This window comes from Microcystis sp. LE18-22.4A (assembly GCF_027531105.1).
In the GTDB taxonomy this organism is placed as follows: domain Bacteria; phylum Cyanobacteriota; class Cyanobacteriia; order Cyanobacteriales; family Microcystaceae; genus Microcystis; species Microcystis aeruginosa.
The window spans coordinates 1-20,914 of the sequence record NZ_JAPZRB010000340.1 but is presented as its reverse complement, the minus strand read 5'-3'; the positions used below and the strand labels follow the sequence as shown (position 1 = coordinate 20,914).

The following is a 20,914-nucleotide window of genomic DNA, read 5'->3' as shown; positions in this document are numbered from 1 at the left end:
CCAAGCTTTTCTGGTCGGAACCCCCTAAGCCGAGTTTTCAAGGTGCTGCGCCGTCCACTTGGTTTTCGAGACTGGCCTTTTAATTCTAACGTAAAGCCAACCTAGAACGGCGGGGTTTCAGACCCAAAATTTCCGATGATTATTATCTGAATTTCGGAGTTATCCGTTATATTTTTGCTTTTTATTCGGTCGTCAGGAGATAAGAGACAGGAGACAGGAGATAGGAGACAGGAGATAGGAGATAGGAGACAGGAGACAGGAGACAGGAGATTATTTCTATTTATTCTCCCTTCTCCCTTCTCCCTACACCCCACACCCCACACCCTACACCCCACACCCCACTTCCCCACTACCCCACTACCCCACTACCCCGATGATCGCGAAAAAACTTCATCAAGAGGGGAACAACTTCCAGTAAGATGAAAAATGGTCAGTGAAAAAGCTAACCGAAATTTATTGTCGGAAATGGTAACACCGCCCCATTTCCCCAGACCCTAGAGGCTAGAGTCCGGTAAACCAGCGGATAAAAATTGACATCCATGAGTGAAGGTATTTTCGATCGAGTTAAAAAAGTTGTTGTGGAACAATTAGAAGTAGAGCCGGAAAAAGTTACTCCCGACGCAAGCTTTGCTAATGATCTGCAAGCTGATTCCCTTGATGTGGTGGAGTTAGTGATGGCTTTAGAGGAAGAATTTGATATTGAAATTCCCGACGAAGCGGCCGAACAAATTGACACTGTAGGCAAAGCTGTTGACCATATTAGCGAGAAAGTAGGAGCAACCGCCTAATTATTGCGGGAAAATTGACAATTTAGCCTTAAATATCTGGGGCAAAATCTGCCCTTATTTTTGAACAAACATGACAGAATTGCCATTAAAAAGGGTTGTCATCACGGGGATGGGTGCAATCACTCCCCTCGGCAATAATCTAGCAGACTATTGGACAGGCTTAATCAACGGCAAAAGTGGCATTGGTTTAATTACCCACTTTGATGCCTCCCGTCACGCTTGTCGCATTGCTGGGGAAGTGCGGGGTTTTGACCCCCACGACTATGTGGATCGCAAAGAGGCAAAGCGCATGGACCGTTTCGCTCAATTTGCCGTCGCCGCCAGTTTGCAAGCACTGCAAGATTCTCAATTAGTTATCGACGCTCTCAATGCCGATGATATAGGAGTACTAATCGGTACGGGCGTGGGTGGCATAAAAGTGCTTGAGGATCAACAGGAAATTTACTTGACAAAAGGTCCGAGCCGGTGTAGTCCCTTCATGATCCCGATGATGATTGCCAATATGGCCGCTGGTTTAACCGCCATCCACACGGGGGCCAAAGGACCGAGTAACTGCACCGTGACCGCTTGCGCCGCCGGTTCCAATGCCATCGGCGATGCTTTTCGTCTAGTACAAAGGGGTTTGGCCAAAGCGATGATCTGCGGTGGGACGGAGGCCGCCGTTACCCCCCTAGGATTGGCTGGTTTTGCCTCCGCTAAGGCCCTGTCCACCCGCAACGATGACCCCACCCGGGCCAGTCGTCCCTTTGACAAGGACCGGGATGGTTTTGTCATGGGGGAAGGGGCAGGAATCTTGATTATAGAGGAATTAGAAACGGCCTTAGCCCGTGGGGCGCGGATTTACGCCGAAATGATCGGTTATGGTCTGACTTGCGATGCCTATCACATGACGGCACCGGTTCCCGATGGTCGTGGAGCCACCAGAGCGATCGAATTAGCGATCAAAGATGCCGGTTTGACTCCGGCGGAAATTAGCTATATCAACGCCCACGGCACCAGTACAGGGGCCAATGATCCCACGGAAACCAAGGCGATTAAAAAAGCTTTAGGAGAATCGGCCTACCAAATCCCCGTCAGTTCCACCAAATCGATGACAGGCCACCTTTTAGGCGGTTCTGGCGGCATTGAAGCCGTGGCCACGGTAATGGCGATCGCTAATGATCGGATTCCCCCGACTCTCAACCTTGACAATCCTGACCCCGATTGTGATCTTGATTACGTCCCCTACGAAAGTCGTCAGCAGATAGTTAACGCTGCCCTCTCCAACTCCTTTGGATTTGGTGGCCATAACGTCACCTTAGCTTTTAGAAAATATGCTTGAGTCGATGCCCCCGAAAGAGTAATCTTTGAGTGGCTCCCTCTTTAACCTGGTCTTATTTTTGTAGTTCATTCTAAAAAACATTATGGTTGTCGCCTCCCAATCCCTCGAAGAACTTTGTATTAATGCGGTGCGTTTTTTAGCGGTGGATGCCGTAGAAAAAGCTAAATCGGGACACCCCGGACTGCCGATGGGGGCCGCACCCATGGCCTTTGTCCTCTGGGATCAATTCCTGCGTTTTAACCCGAAAAACCCCCAATGGGTCAATCGCGATCGTTTTGTTCTCTCCGCCGGTCACGGTTGTATGCTGCAGTATGCTTTGATGTACCTGACCGGATACGATAGCGTCCCCCTAGAGGAAATCAAACAATTCCGGCAGTGGAAATCGAAAACCCCTGGCCACCCCGAAAATTTCGTCACGGAAGGGGTAGAAGTGACCACTGGTCCTCTGGGTCAAGGGATTGCTAATGGTGTCGGTTTGGCCCTAGCAGAAGCCCATTTAGCGGCCCGTTTCAACAAACCGGATGCCAAAATTATCGACCATTACACCTATGTGATTTTGGGTGATGGTTGCAATATGGAGGGTATTTCCGGAGAAGCTTGTTCCTTAGCCGGTCACTGGGGTTTAGGCAAGTTAATCGCCCTCTACGATGATAACCATATCTCGATCGATGGTTCCACCGATATCGCTTTCACCGAAGACGTGAGCAAGCGTTTTGAAGCCTACGGTTGGCACGTTCAGCACGTCGAGAATGGTAACACCGATTTAGATGCCATTGCCAATGCGATTGCGGCTGCCAAAGCTGTCACCGATAAACCCTCGATGATTAAAATCACCACCACTATCGGTTATGGTTCCCCCAATAAGTCTAATACCGCCGATGTTCACGGGGCAGCTTTAGGAGCAACGGAAATCGAGTTAACCCGGAAAGCGTTAGGTTGGCAATACGAGCCGTTTGTGGTTCCCGATGAGGTGTTAAATCGTTTCCGGCAAGCAGTGGACAAGGGAGCGACGGCAGAAACGGACTGGAATAAGTTATTTAACGAATATCAGGCCAAATATCCCGCAGAAGCGGCTTTATTTGAGCAGTTAACCACCGGTCAACTGCCGGAAGGTTGGGAGCAAGCTTTACCGGTTTATAAACCCGAAGATAAGGCGCTCGCTAGTCGTAAACACTCGGAAATCTGCTTAAATGCGCTTGCGGGGGTTTTACCCGGTTTAATCGGTGGTTCGGCGGATTTAACCCACTCTAACTACACCGAATTAGAGCATTTTGGTAATTTCCAAAAAGGCAGTTATCAGGAGCGTAACGTCCATTTTGGCGTACGAGAACACGCGATGGGGGCGATTTGTAACGGTATTGCTCTCCATAACACGGGATTGATTCCCTACGGGGCAACTTTCCTGATTTTCACCGACTATATGCGGAATTCTATCCGTTTATCGGCATTATCAGAAACTCGCGTCATCTGGGTAATGACTCACGATTCCATTGCCCTAGGGGAAGATGGACCGACTCACCAACCCGTGGAACACGTTGCTTCTCTGCGCGCTATTCCTAACCTGTTAGTCATGCGTCCGGGGGATGGTACGGAAACTTCCGGTGCTTATAAAGTAGCGGTGAGCGAAACTAAGCGCCCGACGTTACTAGCATTATCCCGTCAAAATCTGCCCAATTTAGCGGGAACTTCCCTCGATGGTGTGGCTAAAGGTGCTTATATTATCACCGATTCTGAAGGTACTCCCGATGTCATTCTCATCGGTACGGGTGGCGAGTTGTATCTCTGCGATAAAGCGGCTGCGGTGTTAAAAGAAGCAGGAATTAAAGCTCGCGTCGTTTCTATGCCCTGTTGGGAGCTATTCGAGGAACAATCGGCAGAATACAAAGAATCGGTACTGCCGAAAGCAGTGAAAAAACGTCTCGCAGTGGAAGCGGGTTCAACTATGGGTTGGCATCGTTACATCACCGATGAGGGGGATGTGTTGGGGGTTGATACCTTCGGCGCTTCTGCTCCAGGGGGTGTAATTCTAGAGAAGTTTGGTTTTACCGTGGATAACGTGGTAGCGAAGGCAAAAGCGTTGTTAGGTTAATTAAAACTTTGGTTTTGTGGAAAAAGCCCGCGCAAGCGGGTTTTTTGTGTTTAAGATGGAACTATATCGTGCAAAGGGTTGACTGGGTGATTCCTTTTACAGACAGAGAACTACAAAAAGCATGGAGAGAAAATCAACGAGCGGCAAAGGTCAAAACCATAACTAACGCTCATCGTTTATTGCTATTTTACTCCGTTGAATGTGGTCTCAAAGCAGTTTTACTGAAAAGACAAAGCAAAGATTGCACCGATTCTTGTCCAGAATTAGTTGAGGTACAGCATGATATAAATAAGTTACTAGACAAACTGCGTGCGGGAGAAAACCTAAAACTTCCCTCACAATTAAGTATGAAACCTTTAAAAAAGAATCAAGAGAGAAAGTTTTCTTGCGCTGAAATTAATCAAATGTGGCGATATGGGGGATGCTGTGACAATATTAAGGATAATGAATTAGAAAAAAAATTGTTAGATATATTAAGTTGGATTGCACAGGAGTTGCAGGGACTATGAGAAGACGGACATTACTAACTTGGTTTGATATTAAAAGAAAAATTGCTCGGGAAACCGCTAACGGAAATGACTTACCTGATGGTATTGTTAAAATTAGTTGTTTTAGTAGTGCTTTAGAGATTGGTATTCAAAATCAAGATGATCAACCAAAAGCTAACTCAATATTAAAAGAATGGTTCGGAGATTGGTATCAAGAATCAGAACAAATTATTCAGCTAGATATTGATAATGCTTCTATTCCTGTAGAATTTATTTTAATAGATAATAGTTCTTATTTTTCTCCATCGATTCGACCTTTTTGGCAGGAAGTCGCTTATTTAAAAGAAAATACAGATTCAGAGCAATCGGATAATTTTTTACCCAATGCTTATCAAGATAAGCCAGAAATTATTGCTTTTTATTCTTTTAAAGGTGGTGTGGGAAGAACCCTACATTTAGCCGCTTATATTCTTGCTCTCTTAGCAAGAGCAAAAGATATAAATAAACCAATTAAAATTTTAGTTATTGACTCAGATTTAGAGGCTCCGGGGTTAACCTATTGGCAAAGGTATGAAAATCAACAGGCAACCGTATCTTTGAGCAATTTTTTGGAAGTTTATCAATATCCCAAGCCATCTCTAGAGGTGGCACTCTCTTGGGTAACTCAAGAAATTAAGAAAACTGCCAAACAGCAAAATAAATCAACTTTATATTTTCTCCCCGCTTTTATTGAAGAAGAAGAACTCTTAGATACTCCTATACTTCCAGAGAATTTAGCTAGAAATCCATCGGGTGCTTGGGAGGTAGGGGATGCAATTTATCAATTAGGGCAAAAATTAGCAGTAGATTATATATTTATTGATTTAAGAGCAGGATTAAGTGAAATTTCTAGCCCAATTTTATTTGACTCTAGAATCCAAAGATTTTTAGTAACAACAGTTAATGAGCAATCTTGGCGAGGTGTCAGGATGGTTTTAGAAAAAATTGGCTTACTAGCTCCCAGTGATTTAAAAGTAAAGGATGGTAATTATTATGATCCTTCGATAATTATTAGTTTTTTAACCCCAGAAGTCAGAAATTTATCAGCATTTGAGAATATTTTAGAGCAATTACAGTCGGCTTATGTTCAACCCAAAAATGAGAGTTTATATACTACTAGACTGGATATTAAAGAAACTTATTTCGCCCAAGAGTTGCTATATGTTAACAATTGGGACGAAGCTCAAAACAAATTAAGTTCAACTTTCTTGATGGAACTGGCAAGACAATGGGCAGAAGATAAATTATCTAATAATAGCATTGCATCAGCCACACCTTCAGATAACTCCTTAGATGATGTGAAAAAACTCAGGGATACTTGCAATAAATATATTTATGCAGAAAAGGGACAAGGGGAAGATTTACTCATTACCGAGCCATTGAAAAATCTCGCTCGTAATTTTCAAGATAAACTACCTAATGTTATCTCAATTGGTGCTAAAGGTGCGGGAAAAACCTTTAATTATATTCAGCTATCTCGCCTACAGTCTTGGGAAAATTTTTTAAATAAAGTTGATCCTCAAAATCAAGAAAATTCCCTAGAAAATCTCGGTTTAATATTTCCTTTACTGCAATCACAAAATTTAAATGATAAGGCCAAAAATATTCTTGAGCAAGCACGGCAAAATGTTAATAATGTTCTTAATAATGATTATCAATTTTCCTCGTCGGATTTAAGAGACAGAATCACGCAGTCGCTATCAAATCAGGATTGGACTGAGGTTGATTGGAAAATTTTTTGGATCAAAGAAATTTCGAGAGTTTTAGGCTATAATCCTGAAAATTGTCAATTACATAAACTGCATGAATACCTTCAACAAAAAAACTCGAAGATTATATTTTTATTTGATGGATTAGAAGATGCTTTTCCTAATGTTGCCAATGATAACGATAACCTTCAACGAAAAGCCTTGAAAGCTTTGATCGATCATTTACCCAATAATTTATCAGAAATTCGGCAATCTAATCTCGGATTGATTGTCTTTCTGCGTCGAGATTTCTTGAGATATACAATCACACAAAACTCGCAACAATTTGAAAACTTATATCGTAATTATGATCTATCTTGGAATCTAGAATCGTTTCTTAAACTTTCCTATTGGCTCTGCATACAATCATCGGTTATTAATGCTAACCCTCAAGATTTATTCGATTGTTCAATTGAAGATTTAAAAGAAAAATTAGAATTACTTTGGGGCAAAAAATTAGGAGCAGATAATGCAAGGGAAGCTAAGTCAGACAATTGGATTTTTGCAGCTTTAACCGATTTTAATGGAAGACTGCAAGCGCGGGATATTGTGAGATTTTTGTACCATGCTGCTAATATTACTGTAGAAAAAAAAGAAGAAATACAATTTTCTAAATGGTCGAATACTAGACTGTTACCTCCCCAAGCGATTCGACGAGCGCTTGAACCCTGTAGTCGAGAAAAAGTTGACGAGTCTAAGGAAGAATATCCTATATTTAAAAGCTGGGCAGAAAGTTTACCTCAATATAGTGATAGAAAAATTCCTTTTTCTCTAGAACAGTTTAATCTGGATGGCACTCAAGTCAATGTTCTTGAGCAAATGGGAGTAATTTATGAGGACAAGGATAAAGAAGATGCAGTTCGTTATTATATGCCCGAAATATTCCGTGAAGGGTTAGGATTTTCTAGTCAAGGTGCGCGTCCTCGTGTTCTAGCTTTAAAGCGCAAAGTTTTGGGGAAATCAAATTTTTAATGGTTCGAGCTTTTTGGCAATGACTATATGATTGATTGTTGTCAGCTTTTCAAAACAGACGTAGCTATTATCAATCAAAAAAACGCCAAAAAGTACTCTGCTGAATGTAAGTTAGCCAAAAAAGGTAGTTTCCGTCTTCAGAGAGGTATCAGACCTTTTATTGAAGTCAAATGTATGAGATCAAGAACCTTAGGAGACAAAGCAGCAGAACAAAGGTCTAAATTGATAGGAATACCTTCAACAAGCCTAAATATTCACAAAGATCAATATATTGAAACAGATTTTGATTTAGTGATTACATCTCTTGCCAATGCTTTTTTCAGACCAATTTAGAAACGGGACTATTTGTTTGGAAGCCCACACCAAAAGAGCAAATATTTTTAAGCAAAATTAATATTAATAATCAAGAAGAAGCCCTTTTAAAAATGTACGTTGCCAGAAGTAAAGATTTAACAGCAAATCAAACCAATAATATCAATTGTTCTCGCCAGAAATGCCAGGATCACAACTGTAATTTCATCCCTAATTATCCCAAAATTTTCTTTGATGTTAATACGGCTGAACCTCTACAACCATGGCTACCGATCGAAAAAATAGAGGATTTACTTGATTAAAATTAGGAATCAAGATACATCGAATAAACTTAATTGTAGAGGTGTAAATCTTGCAGGTTTCTCAAGATCATAATTAGCAATAAATACCTCCTTGCCCTTGCGTCTTTCACTCTGATAACCATGTTCTAATTTCAAACCATTTTTTTGATCATCAGTTCGATTAATAGTGTAATTCCATTCATTATCTTGTAAAGAAATACACCAATCATACATTTCTCTAATTTCGGAGCAATTATCATAAGTCAAAAGAAATTTAAATCGATGTTGATGTTTTTTCAACGTCTTACATAACCTTTCATGATCTTCTAGACTGAAGAAGCAGGAATAGAATTTATTTTGATCTGCTTGAAAGTAAGGAGGATCGACAAATAAAAAGTAATCATCGGGTAATTGATTGATTAAATCTTCAAAATCTAAACAAGATAAATTGACATTTTGCAGTTTTTCCGAAGTGGTTTTTAGGTGAGAAGGCCAGTTTTCAGGACGCATAAAATACTTATCACCATAGCGCCAATAACAATTTTCAAGTTTCATAATTCCTGAGTAGGAAGTTCTATTTAGATAATACCAACGCATGGCTCTTTCTAGGTCATTGGCTGGTTGAAATTCATTTTTATAATAATTGTGTAATTCTTTGGTAGCGTTTAGACCTTTTAATAATTCAATTAGACTATTAAGATGATCTTTGATATGTCGATAACAGTTCATTAATTCCTCATCTTTGTCATTGAGAATATTCTCTGCTACACTTTCCTTAGCAAAGAATATAGATGCTCCCCCCGCAAAGGGTTCACAATACTTATGGTGACTAGGAAGACAAGCTAAGATTAGCTTACGGGCATAAAATTTACCGCCGGGATAACGAAAAGGAGAATTACTAAGTTTTTTAGCGATTTTGGACATTACCTTTGATTTTAGAGGCTTTTCTTTGAGATTATTTTAACAAAATTACGATATTTTATCTAGGAATGTCAGAGAAGTTCGGTTTTACCGTGGATAACGTGGTAGCGAAGGCAAAAGCGTTGTTAGGTTAATTAAAACTTTGCTTTTGTGAAAAAAGCCCGCGCAAGCGGGTTTTTTTGTGGTTATAGGTCAACATAGTTTAGGCTTTAGGCTTAGTTCATGTAAAAATGTAAAGTAGGAAGAAGTACCGTAGGTTGGGTTGAGGCACGAAACCCAACATAACCAACAGCTAAGACAGGAAACCCAACATAACCAACAGCTACTTTTTTAACGTCAACCCAACTACTTAAAGGAGTAAAAACCATGAGTCTGTGTCTCAATCCTAATTGTTCCTCCGCCAATCCAGATGGCAATAAATTCTGTGAAAAATGCCGCTCGAAATTGTTCTTACAAGAGCGTTATCAAGCAACTCAATTAATTGGTCAAGGAGGATTTGGTCGCACTTTTAAGGCGATAGATTACAGTAAGCCTTCTCGACCTTATTGTGTGATTAAACAGTTTTTTCCTTCGGCTCAAGGGACTGATACAATTGAGAAAGCCTCAGAATTATTTGAAAAAGAAGCAATCCAATTAGAGAAGTTAGGAAAACATCCCCAAATCCCTGAACTTTTCGCCTATCTCAATCATGATGATGACCGTCAATATTTGGTACAAGAATATATTGAAGGACAGAATTTAGAACAAGAATTAAAAAGCCAAGGCGTATTTAATGAAGCCAAGATTAAAGCTTTATTAACGGATATTTTGCCGGTTTTAGATTTTATCCATAGTCAGGGAGTGGTTCACCGAGACATTAAACCAGAAAATATAATTAGACGTAACTCAGACAAGAAAGCCGTTTTAGTAGATTTTGGCGCGTCTAAAGTTGTTACACATCTTAACCGTTCTGTTACTGGTACAGTAATCGGTTCAGCGGAATATATCGCACCAGAACAAGCCAACGGTAAGCCGATCAATCTTAGTGATTTGTATAGTTTAGGAGTCACTTGTATTTATTTGTTGACTCAGGTTTCACCCTTTGATTTATTTGATACCAGTGACCATGAATGGATTTGGCGACAGTTTTTAGTCAATAATAATGTTCGGGATGATTTAGGGCGCATTCTTGATAAAATGATCGAGTTTGGGACAAGAAAGCGTTATCAGTCAGCGCGGGAGATTTTACAAGATTTGACGGGACAATCACCAGCAACTTCGATACAAACACCAGCAACTCCCCGTTATTCTCCAACACCAGCAACCCCCGTTATTCAAACACCACCACCGCCTAAAGTTGCTGCTAATATTGTGCTTAAAAGTGCTAGGGGGGTTAACTATTCTCGATTACAGCAACTCCTAGCAGCAAGAAAGTGGAAAGAAGCAAACGAAGAAACAGGTAAAGTTATGTGTCAGGTCGCCCAAAATAGCGAAGGATGGTTGGGAAAAGAAGATATTGACAATTTCCCCTGTGAAGATTTACGAACTATTAACCAACTCTGGCTACACTACAGCAACGGTAAGTTTGGCTTCAGCGTCCAGAAAGAAATATATGAAAGTCTTGGTGGCACGAGAGAGTATAATGAAGAAGTGTGGGAAAAGTTCGGCGATTGCGTCGGCTGGAGAAAAAGAGGTCATTGGTTGTGGGAGAGCAACTTAACTTTTAATAAGTTCTTTGCCCCCAAAGCTCACCTACCTACGTTACATAAGATAAATAACACAGCCTATAAGCTGGACTTTGGGGACTTTCCCTGGCCTTTGAAATGGGAGATGGGAAGCCTGGGTGGAATGACTTCTCTTCTCTTCTCTCGCGCAAAGACTTGTAACCTGTAGGATATAACGATCTCAGGTCTTTTGTCAAGCTTAGTTTTGGAGATTTTGCTCAGGTAAACATCGCATTTTGCGGAACTCGATATCTAAAAATATTTCAGTTATCAGTTGTCAGAAAATTTACATATATAAAAACTTTAATATGCCAAAAATACAACTTATTTTTTACCAAGACGAAAGAGGTAATATACCAATTCTGGAATGGCTTGATAGTCTTCCTGATAAAGCTCAAAACAAATGCTTTGTCAAATTATAAAGACTAGCAGAACTAGGACATGAATTACGCAGACCAGAAGCAGACTTTTTGCGAGATAAAATTTATGAATTGAGAGTTAATTTTCAAGGGATAAATTATAGAGTTCTTTATTTCTTTTATAAAAACCAAGCTGTGGTCATTTCTCATGGTATAATTAAAGAAAAAGAAGTTCCACCACTAGAAATTGAGCAAGCAATTAAAAACAAGACTAAATTTGAAAAGAATCCCGAATTATACACTTATTTTCAGGAGTTAATATGAATACATCCCCAACAACAGCCGATGGCTTAAAAATTCTTTACCAACGTTATTACGCTAATAATCCAGAGCGTCAATTAGAATTAGAAAAGGCTCGTATTGATGACGAAGTAGCCAGAAAAATATTTAAGATTAAGGAAACATATCATCTTTCAACAAAAGCTTTGGCAGAATTAATTCATACTGATGAATCCATTATTGAAGCTTTAGAAAATGCTGACTATGAAGGAAACTCTTTTTTGTTGTTAAATCTCATCGCTACAGCCCTAAAAATGAAGGTTGAATTTGAATTAGTTTCTTAGGTTTTTTTAGGAATAGCATAACGCAGCCTACACTCTTTGATTGCGAGAGGGTGAGACCAGCGTTAATCTTTATCTATCTATCAACCAATATCCCCCCGAGGCCATCTTCCCGTGGAACAGGCTAGAAGCCTGTTTTACATTAGGTACAATTAATGATACGATCAGTGCGTTACGGCGGCTTGTTAATTTTGTTTTTTTGACCGAATTGGTAGCTGCCTAACGCACCCTACATTTTACTAAATATATCGGTGAAAGAAAGGAGCATAAATTGGATGCTTACCTACAAAGCCATGTATAAATTTCTGGAACAGGGAGTCCATGGAGAAGTCTTGGATTTCCCCGGCGTGATTTCCTGGGGAAATGATCTAGCAGCAGTCCGCCAGTCCTTAGCCAGTGCGCTGGTGGACATGGCAGAAGTTAATATATCTAGGGGGGAATCCTTACCCTTGCCTAATGCGTTGTTAACAGACCCAGAAGCGGATTTAGAAGAACCAATTTATCTAATCTTTTCTGCGTCAACCCATGTCCAAATTGTACCGACTTTGATCGCCTCATGAAGCGTCGAGATTTGTTACGTTATCTCAGTCAACAGGGTTGTCAATTGGTACGAGAAGAAAAGAGCCTGTTGTGTTTCGGAAATGACTATCGTTCAGGAGAAGTCATTCTTTGATTATTCTAACGATTTCTGCATCTAGTCGGAGCCGTTTTTTTCAGGACAATCGCCACTCTCCACCCAGCCCAATATTCGGAGTAATAAGCTAAATCCCGTCATATAATTGGAAAGGAGAATGGCAACATTAGAGGCTGAGGCGAGGGGAAACAGATGAAGGGCGATCCGGCTGTATTGAAGAAAGTGTCTGTCAGTCTTTCTTTTGGTATTGGTTCAGCCGAATGGGAGGCAGATCCGACTGAGAGAAGGGCTGCATGGTCACTTTATGTGGAATTGGTGACGCGCATTGCTGTAGAGCCACTGGAGGGGGAAGAAGGGCTGCTGCGTGAGGCTTTGAACTCGCTGTATAGTTTATTTGGGACAACCCGCGAGATTCTCAAGGAAGCTGGTCCCGATGTGGGGGCTTCTCGCAATTCAGTGGGCGGTATTGCGATCGCTGTCCTGAATCGGGGGTTGCGCCGTTTTCTAGCCAAGTGGCATCCTCGCTTACAGGTTTGGGAAGCGAAGCGCCCTGCTGATGTCAGTCCCAAGGAATACGAGCAGCAATGGACAGAAGAACCTGAATTGCGAAGGGAGTTAGACGCTCTCAGGCGGGATTTAAGTCGGTATGCACTGGCTCTAGCAGAGATTGCTGGGGTTGAAAATTAGATTAGGAGGTTCTTTAAATGTCTCAGCAGTTTGATGTTTTCCTGGCTCATAATAGTGTGGATAAACCGCAAGTAAGGGTGATCGCTAAAAAACTGAGGGAACGAGGGTTAAAACCTTGGCTAGATGAGGAACAAATCCCACCAGGGATGTCATTTCAGGATGAAATTCAAAAAGCTATTCCCCTGATTAAATCGGCAGCTATTATTATTGGTACTAAGGGATTAGGAACGTGGCAGGTCATGGAACTGCGATCGCTTATTACTAAATTTGTTAATCAAAAAATTCCTGTTATTCCTGTTTTGTTACCAGGGGTTAATAATATTCCTAGTGATTTACTATTCCTACAAGAACTTAATTGGGTTAAGTTTGAGCAGATTGATGATGCTACGGCTTTTTATCGGCTACAGTGGGGCATTACCCAAGTTAAGCCAGAGTTACACCCCAAAACCGTACAATTGACCGCCGAGGAGTGGCTTAACAGTGCCTATAACAAAGGTGAATCAGGAGACTACCAAGGTGCGATCGCAGACTACAATCAAGCCATTAAAATCAAACCTGACTATGCTCTTGCCTACAACAATCGCGGGAATGCCAAGTATAACTTAGGAGACAAGCAAGGTGCGATCGCTGACTACAATCAAGCCATTAATATCAAACCCGACTATGCTGATGCCTACTACAATCGTGGGATTGCCAAGAAAAACTTAGGAGACTACCAAGGTGCGATCGCAGACTACAATCAAGCCATTAATATCAAACCTGACTATGCTGATGCCTACAACTATCGTGGGATTGCCAAGAAAAACTTAGGAGACTACCAAGGTGCGATCGCAGACTACAATCAAGCCATTAAAATCAAACCTGACTATGCTGATGCCTACAACAATCGCGGGTTAGCCAAATATGAGTTAGGAGATTACCAAGGTGAGATCGCTGACTACAATCAAGCCATTAATATCAAACCCGACTATGCTGATGCCTACTACAATCGCGGGTTAGCCAAGGATGACTTAGAAGACAAGCAAGGTGCGATCGCTGACTACAATCAAGCGGCACAACTTTACTCGCAGCAAGACAATATGGAAATGTATCTCAAGGCTCTCGATAACATCAAAAATCTTGAAAAGTAATTTTGAGGAAGGTTGTTCTCATAAAAAATGGTTGTTACTAAAATTAAAAAATCAAAATAAAGGACTGATGAATTAATCTATAATGCAAGAGACAGGAGCTATTAGCGGCAGGCTATTTGAACCATCTAAAGCGGGAGGTAAAATTCTTAAATTATCCTATCAAGAAGTAAAAATTACTGACAGAGGAGTTAATTTAGTTGAATTTCATGTCCGCAGATTTAATCCAGTAGGTCAAGCAGAACTGAAAATGGTAGAAAGGTTAAGAAAAGTAGCCCAAGGCAGACTTAAACCTGAAATGGTCGATTTAAGATTTTATACCCATGAATTGCGGGAGTACATTAGATATAAAAAACTAGGCTATCCCACTGGACAGCCACCCGATCCAGATCTGGCTTACAAGTTGTGGAATAATGCTCACACAGCAACCCTTGAAGATTATGGTTTAAAAGAAGGATTTGGCGTTTTATTTCACCCAAGTATAGAGGATTAATCATGAAAGATACCGTACAGTTAACCCAACTTGAATTGGTGCTTCTCCAATTAGTTGAAAAAGGAAAAGGAAAATGGAGTTGGTACGAATTAGCTAACGCACTTTCCCGCCGAGATGTTCCTAGAGAACCTGATATGATGACAGTCTTAAAAAATCTTTGCCAGCGAGGCTTAGTCAAACGTTATGTGGAAAAAGAATCGCCGCGTGATCGTTGGGAATTGACTTCAAAAGGGGAGGCTTTGTTAAAAAATAGCTAATGACAAACCGCAAGAAGATGGGGCTAAAGTTTGGGAAGAATGGTTTGAAGGTCTAAAATTGATAAATTATGAAAAAACTCGAAAAAATCATCACAGAATTTCGCCAAGCACTAGAAAAAATCTATGGCGATAAATTAATAAACTTAGTTCTGTACGGTTCTCAAGCAAGAGGGGATGCAACAGAAGACTCTGATATTGATATCATGGTAATTTTAAAAAGTCCAGTTTCTCCTGGAGATGAAATTTTCCGTATGGGAGAAGTGAAAAATCAAATTAACCTTAAATACGATCAACTCATCTCAGTTTTGCCCATATCTGAAGAAGACTTTTTATGTAAAGATACTCCTTTATTAGAAAATATTCGCCGAGAAGGTATAGCTTTATGAACCGCATTCAAACATTGCTAAATCTAGCTAAAGAAGAATTATATGCTGCTGAAATTTTGTGGGAAAATACTCTATATCGTGCTTGTATTTCTCGCGCTTATTACGCCTTATATTATACAGTACAAGCTCTCTTGGCTGCTAAAAACGTCAATACTAGAACTCACAGAGGCTTGATTCAACAATTTGGACAACAATTTATTAAAACTGGAGAATTATCTCAAAACTTATCAAGAACCTTGAGTGAGACTTTGGATTTAAGACAGTTAAGTGATTATGATGAAACCATACCCATCACTCAACAACAAGCAGGCAAAACTTTAGAAAATGCAAAATTGTTTATTAGTGAAGCTACCAAGTGGCTAGAGAATAATCAAATTCAGTAAATAAAAACAATATCTTAATCTATAGCGGTTCTCGCATCTGTGCGGCACACTTAAACCTTTGCTGATTAAGCTGCTCAGGATCGGGAATGTACCTCTTGTGAATCAGAAACGCTATATTAATCAAAAAAATCGCTGAAAGAAAGGAGCATAAATTAGATGCTTACCTACAAAGCAATGTATAAATTTCTGGAACAGGGAGTCCATGGAGAAGTCTTGGATTTCCCTGGCGTGATTTCCTGGGGAAATGATCTAGCAACAGTACGCCGTTCCTTAGCCAGTGCGCTAGTAGATATGGCAGAAGTTAATTTATCTAGGGGGGAATCCTTACCCTTACCTAATGAGTTATTAACAGACCCAGAAGCGGATTTAGAAGAACCAATTTATCTAATGTTTTCCGCATCAACCCATGTCCAAATTGTACCGACTTTGATCGCCTCATGAAGCGTCGAGATTTGTTGCGTTATCTCAGTCAACAGGGTTGTCAATTGGTACGAGAAGGAAGTGAACATTCCATCTGAGAAAATCCCCTCAATGGTCGGCGCGCAGCCATCCCTCCACATTGAGAAATTGTCGAGGATGGCTGTGAGAATTTTTCGTCAGTTGGAGATACCAGAACCTTGATCAGAAGCAAGGATTCTACCTGAATAATATTTAAGGCTCTGCCTTAAATACTGTGTTGCAAGGCAGAGCCTTGAAACAAGAGATAATATAATTGGTGCGTTACGGCGGCTTGTTAGTTTGGGTTTTTTGACCAAATTAGTAACCGCAAACACGCACCCTACACTCTGAATACTGCTACCGAATACCTTCCGAAGCCATCAAAACTATCCAGGGTGCAGGAGTTGAACCTGCCTAGCACGAATTATGAGTTCGTTGCCTCAACCGCTCGGCCAACCCTGGGTTATACTATTAACTCATTATAGATCGGTAATCACTCCGAACGTGAAAATCCAGCCCCACCAAGATGAAAAAATTTTCAATCAGCACCTCCTTGCAGTTAGGACTCCTTTTGATGGTAGCCATGTTAGCCGCCGGCTTCGGTAGCGGTTGGGTAGCCTATCAATTGGGAATCGCCTCCCTAAAAGGAGTCAGTCAACCGGATATCAACCCCGCTAAAAAGTTTACCAACGATCGCACCAGTTATGGTCGCAATCAAACTTTTATTCCAGTTAAAGAAGAAGAAGTAATTAAAAGAGTGAGAGTTTATATGCAACAACAGAAAAACAAACCGCAATCAAAGGACGAAACCAAAGGATAGGCTTTAAAAAAGGCGAGTTTTGCCTTTTCGCTATGGATAATCAGGATTTATTGACTCGTTTAATTTTAGTCTTTTTACTAATTGCGCTCAATGCTTTTTTCGTAGCGGCCGAATTTTCGCTTGTGTCTGTCCGTCGTACCCGCGTCAGTCAGCTAGTGGCTGCGGGAGATGTGCCAGCGCAGACGGTCCAATCTCTACAAAGAAGTCTCGATCGCTTACTTTCCACTACCCAATTAGGTATCACCCTTTCTAGTTTAGCTTTAGGTTGGATCGGGGAGAGTACCATGACCGTTTTTGTGAAGAAATTACTAAGTTTTTTACCCTTTTCTTTAAACTGGCAAAATCTTCTCTCCCATGGCTTCTCTCTTTGTCTAGCTTTTTTAATCGTGGCCTATCTCCAGATAGTTTTTGGGGAACTTTATCCCAAATCCCTAGCTTTAATTTATGCCGAACCAATGGCGCGATTATTAGCGGCACCTATTGGGGTTATTTCCAGGATTTTTAAGCCTTTTATCGGTATTCTTAATCAATCAACTCGTTTTTTATTGGTTTTAACCCGTATCCCCGAAGTGGATCTACAGCGTTCTAGTCGGGTAACTTCCGAGGAATTACAATTAATTATCAGCATGGAAGGGGAATTAACAGGATTAGAAGCAGCGGAAAGGAAAATTTTAAATAATGTTTTCCAGTTTAGCGAAATCACTGCAGCGGAAATCATGGTTCCCCATAACCGTTTAATAGCTATTTCCTCGACCGCAACTTTTGAGGAATTATTGCTCCAAGTAGTTAACAGTGGCTATTCTTGTTATCCTGTGGAAGGAGATTCCGGTGATGATATCCGTGGTCTGATCGATTTTAAAGATTTAGCTTTACCCCTTGCTCAGGGTCAGTTAAATTTAACAACCCCGATTAAACCTTGGTTAAAACCTGTGCGTTTTTTCCCCGAAACCACTGCTTTAAATGAATTACTAACAGTGATGCGGGAATCATCCTTAAAGATGGTTATCATTGTTGATGAATTTGGCAGAACAGCCGGTTTATTAACCCTAAAAGATTTAATCGGTGAGATTCTCGGAACTTTTTCCCCTAGTGATGAATCGGGAACAGTGGAATATCAAATCCTCGATGAATCGACTTTTCTCGTACAAGCACAAATGAATTTAGAGGACGTGAACAAAGCATTAAATTTAAGTTTACCCTTGGCCGATGAATACCAAACCCTAGCTGGTTTTGTCCTCCATCATTGGCAAAAAATACCGAAGGTGGGAGAACAATTATATTACCAAAATTTAGAATTTACCATCATTTCTAAGGTCGGCCCTCGCTTGGAACAAATTAAGATTTATCGTCAACAACTATCCTCATGATATAAATAAGAAACAACTTTTCTCATTTATCCTTCTTGATTGTTAATCGAGTCAATAGCTGCCCACTCCTGTCACCATGAAACACCTTTTGACACTCCTCCCCCTCAGCTTGGGATTAATTGCCCTCACCCCCGCAAATTTGCCCCTAGAACGTTTTGAAATCTCAGAATTAGGAACATCTACGGGATACGATGAACGACTGCTAACGGACAAAAAAACCCTCCTACAAGCGATCGATCATAGTTTACGTTATCTGAATAGCTCGGCAGCGATCCGCGCCTATCAAAATTATCCTATTCCTGAAATAACTCGTCAGCGAGTGCAGCGTTCCTTAGTCCGTTTTCGTCAATTAGTGCAGAATTCTCCCACTCCCGCAGCTCTACAAAAGGCAGTAAAAAAAGAATTTATTTGGTATCGTTCTTTGGGTAATGATAGCCAGGGAAATGTTAAATTTACTGGTTATTTTGAGCCAATTTATCAAGCAAGTCGCCAAAAAACCGCCGAGTATAAATATCCTCTTTATCGCCGACCTGCTAACTTTTCTCGCTGGTCAAAACCCCATCCAGCTAGGGTAGAATTAGAGGGAAAAGATGGTTTACTGGGGGAAAATAGCCGTCTCTCGAGATACGAATTAGTCTGGTTAAAAGATCGTTTAGAAGCTTATTTAGTTCATGTGCAAGGTTCGGCGAAATTACGTTTACCTAATGGTCAAATTATGAGCATAGGTTTTGATGGCAATACCGAGCATCCCTACACCAGTCTGGGAAAAGAAATGATTGCCGATGGTATTTTTCCTGCTGAGGGTTTAACCTTACCAATGGTTTTAGATTTTCTCAGAAATAATCCTGAGCAATTAAAGAATTATATTCCCCGCAATAATCGGTTTATTTTCTTTCGAGAAACCCACGGCACACCTGCCACTGGTAGTCTTGGAGTTCCGGTTTTACCCGAAAGATCGATCGCTACAGATAAAAGTATTTTTCCCCCCGGTGCTTTAGCAGTAATTGAGACAGAAATTCCCCAGGGAAATCTTAATAAAAAATTAGTTAGTCGCTATGTTCTCGATCAAGATACTGGCAGTGCGATTAAAGGTACTGGGAGGGTAGATATTTTTATGGGAACAGGAAAAAATGCTGGTGAGCGAGCCGGTTTAATTAATACTCCGGGTCAATTATATTATTTATTATTGAGGGAATAGGAAATAGTATAGGTAGAATTAAGATACAATTCCCAGAATCGGTTATCGGTTATCGTTTATCATATTTAAGGGAGAATTTTAAAAATAGAATGATGGAAAAAAACACAAATATAGATTGGTCGGATTGTGGTCCAATTACTTTAGTAGTCGTGCAGCCGACTTCTTTTTGTAATCTCAATTGTGATTACTGTTATTTACCCGATCGCCACTTAAAAAATACCTTATCCTTAGATTTAATCGAGCCGATTTTTCAGAGGGTTTTTAGTAGTCGTTTTCTCCAAGATGATTTTACCATTTGCTGGCACGCAGGCGAACCCTTAGCAGTTCCCATCAGTTTTTATGAAAGTGCTTTCGCCAAAATTGCGGAAGTTAGCGAGAAATATAATCAGCAGGGTTACTGTTTTCGTCATTCGGTACAAACTAACGCCACTTATATTAACGATGCTTGGTGTCAATTATTTAAAAAGCATGATGTTTATGTGGGAGTCAGTCTTGATGGACCGGCCTTTATTCACGATATCCACCGGCAAAACCGCAAGGGAACTGGCAGTCATGCTGCTACAATGCGGGGGATTTCTTTCTTGCAAAAACATGAAATTGATGTCAGTATCATCGCTGTTTTAACAGAAGATTCCCTCGACTATCCCGACGAAATTTTTAACTTTTTTTGGGATCATGGCCTTACCGATGTGGCTTTTAATATGGAAGAAACCGAGGGTATTCATTCACAATCTTCCTTAGATAAATTAGGTATTGAACAACGTTATCGCCAGTTTATTGCCAGATTTTGGGAGTTAGTCACGGCCAAACAAGGAGAATTTAAGCTGCGGGAATTTGAATCGATCTGTAGTTTGATTTATGCCGATGAACGCTTAGAAAATACCGATATGAACCGACCTTTTATGATTGTCAATTTTGATCATCAAGGTAATTTTTCCACTTTTGATCCGGAATTACTATCGATTAAAACCCAACCCTACGGCGATTTTATTTTTGGTAATGTTTTGACCGATTCCCTAGAATCTATCTGTGAAACCGAGAAATTTCAACAAATTTACGCTGATATGCGCGGTGGAGTCGATTTATGTCGCCAAAAATGCGATTATTTTGGGGTTTGTGGGGGTGGTGCCGGTAGTAACAAATATTGGGAAAATGGCACTTTCAACTCCACAGATACTAAAGCCTGTTTATACCGGATTAAGTGTATCACCGATATCGTTCTTGATCGCCTAGAAAATTTATTAGAAGTTTAAAGATTTTTTTAGCTATCAGTAAACAGTAATCAGTTATCAGTTCACTGATTACTGTTTACTAATAACTTATGAAACAAACCTGATCTAAATAGGGTCTGCTGAATAAATCTAAAAACCTTGTTGGATAAGAATTTTAGACTTTTTTCCCATCAAAAAGTGCCAGACATTGGGGTGATCGGGGGGGAAATTTAGGCACTTTTTCCCTGAAAATTAGGTAATTGACCCCCTGA

22 protein-coding genes, 1 tRNA gene and 1 pseudogene are annotated in these 20,914 nt (G+C 40.5%); 22 read left to right on the top strand and 2 right to left on the bottom strand.

Translation table 11 applies throughout. The features are described from left to right. Window positions 1-539 precede the first annotated feature (539 nt). The 7 genes from acpP to O9295_RS15080 all read left to right on the top strand — a co-directional run bounded on the left by acpP (window position 540) and on the right by O9295_RS15080 (window position 8,059). Window positions 540-788, top strand: coding sequence for an acyl carrier protein (gene acpP / locus O9295_RS15110; protein ID WP_002798625.1), 249 nt, complete (start codon window positions 540-542; stop codon window positions 786-788). Between the two features lie 70 nt (window positions 789-858). Beyond that, the gene (gene fabF, locus O9295_RS15105; protein ID WP_147073418.1) at window positions 859-2,109 is read left to right on the top strand and encodes a beta-ketoacyl-ACP synthase II; all 1,251 of its coding nucleotides are present in this window, start codon (window positions 859-861) and stop codon (window positions 2,107-2,109) included. Between the two features lie 82 nt (window positions 2,110-2,191). Further along, window positions 2,192-4,198 carry a transketolase gene (tkt, locus tag O9295_RS15100; RefSeq protein WP_159250277.1) on the top strand — a complete coding sequence of 669 codons (2,007 nt, stop codon included), beginning with the start codon at window positions 2,192-2,194 and terminating at the stop codon, window positions 4,196-4,198. A gap of 14 nt (window positions 4,199-4,212) precedes the next feature. Further along, window positions 4,213-4,707, top strand: coding sequence for a hypothetical protein (locus O9295_RS15095; protein ID WP_288033622.1), 495 nt, complete (start codon window positions 4,213-4,215; stop codon window positions 4,705-4,707). After that, entirely contained in the window at window positions 4,704-7,445 is a 2,742-nt protein-coding gene (locus O9295_RS15090; protein ID WP_288033619.1) for a KGGVGR-motif variant AAA ATPase, read from the top strand. The genes O9295_RS15095 and O9295_RS15090 overlap by 4 nt, the downstream gene beginning before the upstream one ends. Window positions 7,446-7,472: 27 nt before the next feature. Beyond that, on the top strand, window positions 7,473-7,778 hold the full coding sequence (locus O9295_RS15085; protein WP_261779621.1) for a restriction endonuclease: 306 nt from the start codon (window positions 7,473-7,475) through the stop codon (window positions 7,776-7,778). A 92-nt stretch (window positions 7,779-7,870) separates the two neighbouring features. Beyond that, window positions 7,871-8,059: a hypothetical protein gene (locus O9295_RS15080; protein WP_261779620.1), complete on the top strand. Its 189-nt coding sequence runs from the start codon at window positions 7,871-7,873 to the stop codon at window positions 8,057-8,059. 9 nt (window positions 8,060-8,068) lie between these two features. Here O9295_RS15080 and O9295_RS15075 read toward each other — a convergent pair whose 3' ends face one another. After that, window positions 8,069-8,962: a DNA adenine methylase gene (locus O9295_RS15075; protein ID WP_288033616.1), complete on the bottom strand. Its 894-nt coding sequence runs from the start codon at window positions 8,960-8,962 to the stop codon at window positions 8,069-8,071. 363 nt (window positions 8,963-9,325) lie between these two features. Here O9295_RS15075 and O9295_RS15070 point away from each other — a divergent pair, with 363 nt between their 5' ends. From O9295_RS15070 to O9295_RS15020, 11 genes and pseudogenes are all read left to right on the top strand, one after another. Then, complete coding sequence (locus O9295_RS15070; protein WP_287731158.1) at window positions 9,326-10,831, top strand: GUN4 domain-containing protein; 1,506 nt, start codon at window positions 9,326-9,328, stop codon at window positions 10,829-10,831. A gap of 268 nt (window positions 10,832-11,099) precedes the next feature. Continuing rightward, window positions 11,100-11,345 (top strand): annotated as a pseudogene (locus O9295_RS15065) (type II toxin-antitoxin system RelE/ParE family toxin); the annotation flags it as partial. Next, window positions 11,342-11,644 (top strand): hypothetical protein, encoded by a 303-nt coding sequence (locus tag O9295_RS15060; protein ID WP_149987369.1) that lies wholly within the window; start codon window positions 11,342-11,344, stop codon window positions 11,642-11,644. The pseudogene O9295_RS15065 and the gene O9295_RS15060, both read left to right, overlap by 4 nt. A gap of 272 nt (window positions 11,645-11,916) precedes the next feature. Next, window positions 11,917-12,201, top strand: a complete 285-nt coding sequence (locus O9295_RS15055; protein WP_288033611.1) for a type II toxin-antitoxin system HicB family antitoxin — start codon at window positions 11,917-11,919, stop codon at window positions 12,199-12,201. 266 nt (window positions 12,202-12,467) lie between these two features. Next, complete coding sequence (locus tag O9295_RS15050) at window positions 12,468-12,962, top strand: hypothetical protein (RefSeq protein WP_288033609.1); 495 nt, start codon at window positions 12,468-12,470, stop codon at window positions 12,960-12,962. 17 nt (window positions 12,963-12,979) lie between these two features. Beyond that, on the top strand, window positions 12,980-14,092 hold the full coding sequence (locus O9295_RS15045; protein ID WP_287692169.1) for a toll/interleukin-1 receptor domain-containing protein: 1,113 nt from the start codon (window positions 12,980-12,982) through the stop codon (window positions 14,090-14,092). An 82-nt stretch (window positions 14,093-14,174) separates the two neighbouring features. After that, window positions 14,175-14,582: a hypothetical protein gene (locus O9295_RS15040; RefSeq protein ID WP_149987366.1), complete on the top strand. Its 408-nt coding sequence runs from the start codon at window positions 14,175-14,177 to the stop codon at window positions 14,580-14,582. A gap of 2 nt (window positions 14,583-14,584) precedes the next feature. Beyond that, entirely contained in the window at window positions 14,585-14,839 is a 255-nt protein-coding gene (locus tag O9295_RS15035; RefSeq protein ID WP_002732184.1) for a hypothetical protein, read from the top strand. A 68-nt stretch (window positions 14,840-14,907) separates the two neighbouring features. Further along, window positions 14,908-15,225 carry a nucleotidyltransferase domain-containing protein gene (locus tag O9295_RS15030; RefSeq protein ID WP_002755559.1) on the top strand — a complete coding sequence of 106 codons (318 nt, stop codon included), beginning with the start codon at window positions 14,908-14,910 and terminating at the stop codon, window positions 15,223-15,225. Then, window positions 15,222-15,608, top strand: a complete 387-nt coding sequence (locus O9295_RS15025; RefSeq protein ID WP_288033605.1) for a HEPN domain-containing protein — start codon at window positions 15,222-15,224, stop codon at window positions 15,606-15,608. Before O9295_RS15030 ends, O9295_RS15025 begins: the two co-directional genes overlap by 4 nt. A gap of 156 nt (window positions 15,609-15,764) precedes the next feature. Beyond that, window positions 15,765-16,049 (top strand): type II toxin-antitoxin system HicB family antitoxin, encoded by a 285-nt coding sequence (locus tag O9295_RS15020; RefSeq protein ID WP_288033603.1) that lies wholly within the window; start codon window positions 15,765-15,767, stop codon window positions 16,047-16,049. A gap of 386 nt (window positions 16,050-16,435) precedes the next feature. Here the strand turns inward: O9295_RS15020 and O9295_RS15015 are convergent. Continuing rightward, window positions 16,436-16,508 (bottom strand) — tRNA-Ile (locus tag O9295_RS15015). 64 nt (window positions 16,509-16,572) lie between these two features. Here O9295_RS15015 and O9295_RS15010 point away from each other — a divergent pair. The 4 genes from O9295_RS15010 to grrM all read left to right on the top strand — a co-directional run bounded on the left by O9295_RS15010 (window position 16,573) and on the right by grrM (window position 20,684). Then, window positions 16,573-16,866 (top strand): hypothetical protein, encoded by a 294-nt coding sequence (locus O9295_RS15010; RefSeq protein ID WP_061431314.1) that lies wholly within the window; start codon window positions 16,573-16,575, stop codon window positions 16,864-16,866. Window positions 16,867-16,898: 32 nt separating this feature from the next. Continuing rightward, window positions 16,899-18,233 (top strand): hemolysin family protein, encoded by a 1,335-nt coding sequence (locus O9295_RS15005; protein WP_288033601.1) that lies wholly within the window; start codon window positions 16,899-16,901, stop codon window positions 18,231-18,233. A 76-nt stretch (window positions 18,234-18,309) separates the two neighbouring features. Further along, window positions 18,310-19,431, top strand: coding sequence for a murein transglycosylase A (gene mltA, locus O9295_RS15000; RefSeq protein WP_288033598.1), 1,122 nt, complete (start codon window positions 18,310-18,312; stop codon window positions 19,429-19,431). A 92-nt stretch (window positions 19,432-19,523) separates the two neighbouring features. Next, window positions 19,524-20,684, top strand: coding sequence for a cyclophane-forming radical SAM/SPASM peptide maturase GrrM/OscB (gene grrM / locus O9295_RS14995; protein ID WP_288033596.1), 1,161 nt, complete (start codon window positions 19,524-19,526; stop codon window positions 20,682-20,684). Window positions 20,685-20,914: the final 230 nt, after the last annotated feature.

Coding starts and splice junctions, on each gene's coding strand:
- acpP (WP_002798625.1), top strand. CDS start 540: ATGAGTGAAGGTATTTTCGATCGAGTTAAAAAAGTTGTTGTGGAACAA.
- fabF (WP_147073418.1), top strand. CDS start 859: ATGACAGAATTGCCATTAAAAAGGGTTGTCATCACGGGGATGGGTGCA.
- tkt (WP_159250277.1), top strand. CDS start 2,192: ATGGTTGTCGCCTCCCAATCCCTCGAAGAACTTTGTATTAATGCGGTG.
- O9295_RS15090 (WP_288033619.1), top strand. CDS start 4,704: ATGAGAAGACGGACATTACTAACTTGGTTTGATATTAAAAGAAAAATT.
- O9295_RS15085 (WP_261779621.1), top strand. CDS start 7,473: ATGATTGATTGTTGTCAGCTTTTCAAAACAGACGTAGCTATTATCAAT.
- O9295_RS15080 (WP_261779620.1), top strand. CDS start 7,871: ATGTACGTTGCCAGAAGTAAAGATTTAACAGCAAATCAAACCAATAAT.
- O9295_RS15075 (WP_288033616.1), bottom strand. CDS start 8,962: ATGTCCAAAATCGCTAAAAAACTTAGTAATTCTCCTTTTCGTTATCCC.
- O9295_RS15070 (WP_287731158.1), top strand. CDS start 9,326: ATGAGTCTGTGTCTCAATCCTAATTGTTCCTCCGCCAATCCAGATGGC.
- O9295_RS15060 (WP_149987369.1), top strand. CDS start 11,342: ATGAATACATCCCCAACAACAGCCGATGGCTTAAAAATTCTTTACCAA.
- O9295_RS15055 (WP_288033611.1), top strand. CDS start 11,917: ATGCTTACCTACAAAGCCATGTATAAATTTCTGGAACAGGGAGTCCAT.
- O9295_RS15050 (WP_288033609.1), top strand. CDS start 12,468: ATGAAGGGCGATCCGGCTGTATTGAAGAAAGTGTCTGTCAGTCTTTCT.
- O9295_RS15045 (WP_287692169.1), top strand. CDS start 12,980: ATGTCTCAGCAGTTTGATGTTTTCCTGGCTCATAATAGTGTGGATAAA.
- O9295_RS15040 (WP_149987366.1), top strand. CDS start 14,175: ATGCAAGAGACAGGAGCTATTAGCGGCAGGCTATTTGAACCATCTAAA.
- O9295_RS15035 (WP_002732184.1), top strand. CDS start 14,585: ATGAAAGATACCGTACAGTTAACCCAACTTGAATTGGTGCTTCTCCAA.
- O9295_RS15030 (WP_002755559.1), top strand. CDS start 14,908: ATGAAAAAACTCGAAAAAATCATCACAGAATTTCGCCAAGCACTAGAA.
- O9295_RS15025 (WP_288033605.1), top strand. CDS start 15,222: ATGAACCGCATTCAAACATTGCTAAATCTAGCTAAAGAAGAATTATAT.
- O9295_RS15020 (WP_288033603.1), top strand. CDS start 15,765: ATGCTTACCTACAAAGCAATGTATAAATTTCTGGAACAGGGAGTCCAT.
- O9295_RS15010 (WP_061431314.1), top strand. CDS start 16,573: ATGAAAAAATTTTCAATCAGCACCTCCTTGCAGTTAGGACTCCTTTTG.
- O9295_RS15005 (WP_288033601.1), top strand. CDS start 16,899: ATGGATAATCAGGATTTATTGACTCGTTTAATTTTAGTCTTTTTACTA.
- mltA (WP_288033598.1), top strand. CDS start 18,310: ATGAAACACCTTTTGACACTCCTCCCCCTCAGCTTGGGATTAATTGCC.
- grrM (WP_288033596.1), top strand. CDS start 19,524: ATGGAAAAAAACACAAATATAGATTGGTCGGATTGTGGTCCAATTACT.